This window comes from Streptomyces sp. SID5785, from assembly GCF_009870065.1.
In the GTDB taxonomy this organism is placed as follows: Bacteria; Actinomycetota; Actinomycetes; order Streptomycetales; family Streptomycetaceae; genus Streptomyces.
This window is the reverse complement of the sequence record NZ_WWIA01000096.1, coordinates 1-796: the sequence shown is the minus strand read 5'-3', so window position 1 is coordinate 796 and position 796 is coordinate 1. Positions and strand designations below refer to the sequence as shown.

The 796-nt window shown below is 73.4% G+C and carries 2 pseudogenes; one reads left to right on the top strand and one right to left on the bottom strand.

The annotated features are described in order from the left end of the window. Nucleotides 1–279, bottom strand: a pseudogene (gene gabD2, locus GTW43_RS02960) (succinic semialdehyde dehydrogenase); the annotation flags it as partial. A gap of 257 nt (nucleotides 280–536) precedes the next feature. On the opposite strand from gabD2, the pseudogene GTW43_RS02955 reads away from it, so the two are divergent. Continuing rightward, a pseudogene (locus tag GTW43_RS02955) lies at nucleotides 537–796 on the top strand (DUF2236 domain-containing protein); the annotation flags it as partial.

Below are 796 nucleotides of genomic sequence, written 5' to 3'. Positions count from 1 at the left end.
CGTCCGGGCCCGGGCGGCCGCCGCGGCGACGTCCTGAGGCGCCGAGGCGGGCACGGCGGCGGTCGGGGCGCCGTCGAAGGGGGCGAGCGCGGTCAGCGTCGCGGCGCCCCCGTCAGGGCCGGTCCCCGACGCGCCGTGGCACACCCAGCCGCACCACTGCCCGGTCAGCGCGTCCGTGATCCAGCCGGGCCGGGCGCTCGCGGGGCTCGCACCGGGACCGGCGGCGTCGGCGGGGGCGGGGCCGTCCGGTGCGCGGGGCGGTTCCTGATCCGTCGTCATACGGGCTCCTCCGTCGTACGGGACTGGTGCGCACCGGGTGCCGTGCGCCGGTCCGTCACTGCCCTTGTCGACGGCGGTGCACCTCGCTATGTTAATCGAAAATCACATCCTGGAACAAGGCTCTCGAGCACGGCGGGCCAGTCAACACCCGCCATCCACATGCTTGTTGAGTCGCCTGACCGACCAGGAGAGCGAGCAGGTAAATGGAGAATCCCAGCCGCAGAAAAGTACTGTCGCTCGGTGTCGCGCTCGGCGTGGTGGGCGCGGGCACCGCGACCGGGGCGTGGGCCTGGCCGGCGTCCGCGTCCGTCGCGGGGACCGGCACGGGCACCGATCCGGCGTATGTGTGGGACGACGAGGTCGACCGGCTCCTCGTCTCCCTCATCGAGAGCGGGCAGGTACCCGCGGTCAACGCGGCGATGGCGTCGTGGGTGGACAACGACGACCCGCTGCCGGCCGGACTGCCGCCCGAACTCAGTACGTACCTGCGGGGCGTCAACAGGCTGCCCGACTGGGC